Below are 5314 nucleotides of genomic sequence, written 5' to 3'. Positions count from 1 at the left end.
CCAAAAACATGCTACTTTTCACCCAGACAAACGCTCCACAAAGAATTTGTCAGTTCAAACTAACCGCGTGCTTTCTGAGTGCGCGGTTTTTCTATGAGCAGAGGCGCTCAGATGCGTATTCACGGAATGTGGAAGGCAGGGCGTTGAGGAGCTGGTCCTCTACTGTCGCTGAGAGCAGATTTAAGCTCCCACACGTCCGCATCAGGCTATCGCGGCACGTATGATAGCTGACGCCTCGCCAAGGGCCCGCAAGGGAGGCCTCTTTCTTCTGGATAATCCACTGGGACACATCGCGGCACGTGATCACGCGCCAGCGGGGGCTGAGTTTGAGGATGACATCGTCGTAGCAGTCTGCGCTCTGCATGCGTGAGCTGGGCAGTGGTGAAGTACTCCCGTCATTTAGCGACAGGGTGGGGGATGCGCTGATCTTTGCCATGATCATCCCTCCGTCTGCTTGTAAACATAAGCTGAGTTTAGTTTCTCTTAAGCGAACGCCATCAACTCATCCACCTCGTAGATAGTGGCTTGGTTGGGGCGCCGAACGGTGAGAGGCCAGCGTTCGATTGTTCGTGGGCTTATCGGGAAGAAGTGGTGAGTAATGATTGTAGCTGCGGTCGCCTTATCGGCGTAATGCGGCAGTGGGCTGCCTGGTCTCCAATGAATATGCTTGCAGCGGCATTTTTTAGCTAGCCCAGTATGGTTAGCTTCTTCGTTTGAAGCCAGGTTATTAACTGGCTGGTTGAAGTTGGACTCTGTGTCGTCAATGTTAGTGATTGATGCACCCCTTTTTAGGCCTTTAAAACGGCTCAAGTGAGATGCAGCTGTTCGAGCTGCTCGACCTATGCTCTTTGAGTTGCCGAACGCCTTAACATTGCCGGGGCCGAGGAGACCCAAAGGCTTTGATTTTATCTATATATTGTGATGGCAGAGATAAAATCCCCTGCATCGTGCGCAGTCTGTCGCTTTGTGTCAAGCTCCAGGGCGCAATTTTGATTACGCCCTTCCAACTCACGCCTCCAACAGCTTTCCCCACTTGGCCATGACATCGCGGCGCTTCTCGAGGTTCTGGGATTTCTGGTAATGGCGCATGACGCCACCGCGCGTGGCACTCTGCTTGTGGTTCAACAGGCTATCAATCAGGCTCTCGGATACATCTGTGTGCTCAGCCATCAAAGTGGAGAAGGTCCTGCGTAAATCATGCAGGATGAAGTTCTCCACCCCTGATGCCTTGCGGGCGCATTTGTTAAAGTAGCTCCAAGAAGACATCTGAGCGTTGTCAACTGAGGACAGAGGAAACATCAACTCACTCTGTACCTGCTCAGTCGCCCAGATGACCCGCGTTGCAATTGAGCTTAGTGGCATAACAAAGTGCTCGGAGTTCTTTGTGTCTTCTGCCGATAGGCGCACCTCGCTGCGATCACGGTCTACTTGATCCCAAGTCAAATTAGCGGCCTCACCCGCGCTTAGAGGGCAGGTGATCATAAAGCGCAGGTAACGCTGATAGGTCGGCTTCAGACCTTCGGCGTTCCAGAGTGCCAAAAGCTGTGCAGGGGTGAAGTAATTCTCCCTCGGAGGGGGAGGCTTGGGCTTACGGCGCTTAGAGACTGAGGCGACAGGATTTGCAGTAATGACTTCTTCGTCGAGCAGGAAGTCTAGAAAGCGTGACATGGCCCCCAGCCTGTGCCGCCCAGTGGCGGGATGCTCCTGATGCATGTCTGCCAGCTCACGGATGTGTCTTGGCGTGATCTCTTCTGGATACGCCTCAACCATCGAAAGCTCGTGTAGCGCAAACTCAACATTGCGCAGCTCGTCACGATGATACTTCGTGGCACCTGATTGCATCTGCTCGGTCCGATACAGCTCGAGCCACTGCGCACAGGTCCGCCTGCGGGCTTCCTCTCTCCTGCGCTCCCGATCTTGCGCTCTGGACACGAGGGCAGGGTCGTTACCCGCTCTAACCTGAGACTTGATGGTCTCAGCCGCAAGGCGCGCCTCAGCTGGTGACATTGATACTGGACACCCAGCTTCATTGTGCGCTGTGGATGGCGCTTACCGCCATCGAGATAGCCGCGTTTGCGGTAGGAGTAGGTCCAGCTGCAGCTCTTGCTGTTAATCACGAGCTTCAGCCCACCGCAGGTCTCATCTGACAACGTAAGCCGATCACCAATCAGGCGCTGCTCCTTGACGTATTTGTCGATGGAGCGCTGGTCGATCTTACATGTGAAGTTCTTGCTGGGCCTTTGCCGTAATCCACTCAGTGAGACAAAGCAGTTGAGGTAAGCGAAAGTTAGCGAGAAATTTTGGAGCGCAGATTGAGTGATATAGTAATGAAACGACCAAACGGCGAAAAAGTGAAAGTTCTTGAAACCTAAAACATAGAGCAGTTGACTTTCATCAGTAGGTGAGGGTTCGAGTCCTTCAGGGATCGCCAGTGTTTTTTTCCCCACCTCTTGCACCCCGCGCAGTAAGTGTCTTTGTTAGCCGTATAAGCTTGCACCTTACTCAAGGACGCTGATCCATGACAAAATATATTGATCTCAATTCTGATCTTGGTGAGGGGTATGGCCCTTGGCAGATGGGCGATGATGCGCGGATATTGGGGTTGGTGAGCAGCGCGAATGTGGCCTGTGGCGGGCACGCAAGTGATCCCGACACGATGCACGCCACACTTGGTGAAGCGGCGTCAAACGGGGTTTGTGTCGGTGCGCATCCTGGGTATGCGGACCCACTTGGCTTTGGGCGCCGCGTTATTCCGATGGCGGCTGCGCAGATCACTCATATGGTTGCAGCACAAATTGGGGCGTTGAGCGGGGTCGCGCAATTGACCTCGGCGCGTGTCGCATACGTTAAGCCGCACGGTGCTCTTGCCAATTTGGCTGCGCGGGATGCCGAGGTTTCGAATGCCATTCTTGATGGGGTTGGCGCACTTCCTGTTTTGGCGATTTCCGGTACTGTGATGGAACAGCAAGCCAAGGCGCGGGGCCATCAAGTTTACTCGGAAATATTTGCCGACCGCGCGTATCAGGCCAACGGCGAGTTGGTGCCGCGCAGCGAAGAAGGTGCGGTGATCCATGATCCTGCGTTCGCCGCTGACCGATTGATTACATTCTTGGAAAGCGGTGAAATGCCGGTGCTCGGTGGGGGGGAAATTGCCCTTGAGGCGCACTCAATTTGCGTTCACGGAGACACGCCAGCAGCCGTTGAGATGGCCTCGCAAATACGCAAGCGTTTGACGGTGCAGGGCGTCGAAATTCGCCCGTTTATCCAAGGCTAAGTAATGATGAAAGCAACGCCAGTTGGTGAAGGGGCCGTGCTCTTTCAGCTTGGGGAGGTCGCAGACGAGCGGACCCATGCAGCGATTTGTGCTTTGGATGAGGCAATCGCTGCAGCGGACATTAACGGCGTGATCGAGGTCGTGCCCGCATTGATAAATTTGTTGGTAGCATTTGACCCTATGCAAACGGATCACGGCGCGGTAGCGGCGGCTGTTCAGGCGTTAAAGCCAGATGTTGCCGCCAGCAGAACGCCTCAGGTTCACCGTGTGCCTGTGTGTTATGATCCGGAATTGTGCCCTGATTTGCTGGAAGTGGCCAGACTGACAAACCAGAGTGTTGAGGCAGTTATCGCAGCACATTTGGGTTCTGAAATGCGGGTTGAGATGTATGGGTTTTCACCAGGCTATGCCTATTTACGCGGTCTGCCGCAAAGCATTCACCTGCCGCGCAAACCTGCAGCTGTGCGCGATATTCCAAAAGGCAGTATTATTATTTCTGGTGCGCAGTCTTTGATTACGACACTGACAATGCCAACGGGATGGTGGGTTATTGGGCGTTCTGGGTTCGATGTGATCGAGAGTGATGCGCCCGATCCGTTTGTGTTCAAGGTCGGGGACCGTGTGGTCTATGAGCGGACCAGCCGTGCGGAGCTGGGTGTGTAGTGGCGGTGGCTGTTCTAAAAGTGGTCGCGGCTGGCCCATTGATCACGGTCCAAGACGCAGGTCGCTTTGGCCACATGCGCCACGGGGTTCCCGCATCTGGGCCTATGGACCGGTTGGCGTTTGCTGCGGGGCAGGTAATGATTGCAAATCGTGCCGATGCTGGGGCGATTGAAGTGTCGTTGGGCGGGCTCGTGCTTGAATGTGTTGAGGGCGAGGTCAGCTATGCCCAAGCAGGTGGTGGTTTTGCAGGCGGCTGGTACGTGGCAACGTTGCGTGCAGGTGATCGGCTGCGTGTTCAGGCGGGCGCGTGGGGGAGTTGGTGTTATCTAGCTTTTGCAGGTGATCTGGCGCGACCCAAGTGGTTGGACAGTTTTGCGACCCACGCGATTTCAGGGCTTGGTGGCGGTGCTGTTCGCACGGGCGATGTACTTCGCATTGAAAACGCACAGGTGCGTAGCGCCCGTGAAGCCAGCTATGACGCGCCTCCACAGCCTGATCAAACTACGCCTGTTTTGGTGACCGCCAGCCCACAGGAGCGTCATTTTGCGGATGACGCGGCGGACGTGTTTTTGGACAATACATACAAACTGACGGATGCGTTTGACCGTATGGGTGTTCGCCTGGATGGGCCCCCGATTGCGTTGAATGAGGCGCTGGGCATCCCGTCCGAGCCGATCGTGCGTGGCTCTGTCCAAGTGGCGGGCGACGGTGTGCCGACTGTTTTGTTGGCGGATCATCAAACAACGGGCGGCTATCCCAAGATTGCGACTGTTTTGTCGTGCGAGACTGATCGGGTTGCCCAAATGCGGTCCGGTGCACAGGTTTCGTTTCAAACGGTTACGCCAGAGGAGGCAGTTGCTCATGCCAGAGCCGTAGCAGAAGCACGTGTGTCGTTTTTGGACGCTTGCGCAGCACCACGGGCCAGTTTGGATGAGAAGCTAATGCAAATGAATTTGATCACTGGCGCTGTGGCCGGATCAGAAGATTAGTCGCGCCATTAAGCGCGTTTTGAGCCGAGCAATTTGCGCGCGAGTGAAAAATTTCAAATTTATGGTGAATCTTTGGGATTTTAGCGATGAGCATGTCGCTAATGCGCCCCTGATTGACCTTTGAATTAAAGTTGAAATGCAATTCATAGGTCTGAATGTGTAGTAAACAGGCAAATCACTGTCGGTTTTGACGGTGCAGATGCACAAAAGCGACATTTTTGGCGGTTTTTGACCGAATCCCCCTTGTGGCTCGGGTCCCATTGTTAAAAGCTAAGGGCAACAGCACGCGTGAAGGGAAGCCTCATCTAAAACGAACGTGCTGAAGTTCAAACGGGAGACTGAAATGAAAAAGACATTACTTGGCGTTGTTGCCGCGACTTCGATGGGC

At 54.4% G+C, this 5314-nt stretch carries 4 protein-coding genes; 3 read left to right on the top strand and 1 reads right to left on the bottom strand.

What is annotated here, in order from left to right; all coding sequences use genetic code 11:
• Positions 1–1008 precede the first annotated feature (1008 nt).
• Complete coding sequence (locus tag ACTF5M_RS11185; RefSeq protein WP_438961049.1) at positions 1009–1842, bottom strand: site-specific integrase; 834 nt, start codon at positions 1840–1842, stop codon at positions 1009–1011.
• Between the two features lie 676 nt (positions 1843–2518).
• Here ACTF5M_RS11185 and ACTF5M_RS11180 point away from each other — a divergent pair.
• The 3 genes from ACTF5M_RS11180 to ACTF5M_RS11170 are packed head-to-tail and all read left to right on the top strand — an operon-like array spanning position 2519 to position 4926.
• Complete coding sequence (locus tag ACTF5M_RS11180; RefSeq protein WP_438961048.1) at positions 2519–3274, top strand: LamB/YcsF family protein; 756 nt, start codon at positions 2519–2521, stop codon at positions 3272–3274.
• Between the two features lie 3 nt (positions 3275–3277).
• Positions 3278–3937 carry a 5-oxoprolinase subunit B family protein gene (locus tag ACTF5M_RS11175; RefSeq protein WP_438961047.1) on the top strand — a complete coding sequence of 220 codons (660 nt, stop codon included), beginning with the start codon at positions 3278–3280 and terminating at the stop codon, positions 3935–3937.
• A gap of 5 nt (positions 3938–3942) precedes the next feature.
• Positions 3943–4926, top strand: coding sequence for a biotin-dependent carboxyltransferase family protein (locus ACTF5M_RS11170; protein WP_438961046.1), 984 nt, complete (start codon positions 3943–3945; stop codon positions 4924–4926).
• Positions 4927–5314 lie beyond the last annotated feature (388 nt).

This window comes from Nereida sp. (assembly GCF_965655635.1).
Taxonomy (GTDB): Bacteria; Pseudomonadota; Alphaproteobacteria; order Rhodobacterales; family Rhodobacteraceae; genus Nereida.
The sequence above is the reverse complement of the archived record's forward strand: the minus strand, read 5'-3'. Positions and strand labels throughout refer to the sequence as shown.

Excerpts from the sequence above, each read along its gene's own strand:
- ACTF5M_RS11185 (WP_438961049.1), bottom strand. The coding sequence starts at position 1,842 with ATGCAATCAGGTGCCACGAAGTATCATCGTGACGAGCTGCGCAATGTT.
- ACTF5M_RS11180 (WP_438961048.1), top strand. The coding sequence starts at position 2,519 with ATGACAAAATATATTGATCTCAATTCTGATCTTGGTGAGGGGTATGGC.
- ACTF5M_RS11175 (WP_438961047.1), top strand. The coding sequence starts at position 3,278 with ATGATGAAAGCAACGCCAGTTGGTGAAGGGGCCGTGCTCTTTCAGCTT.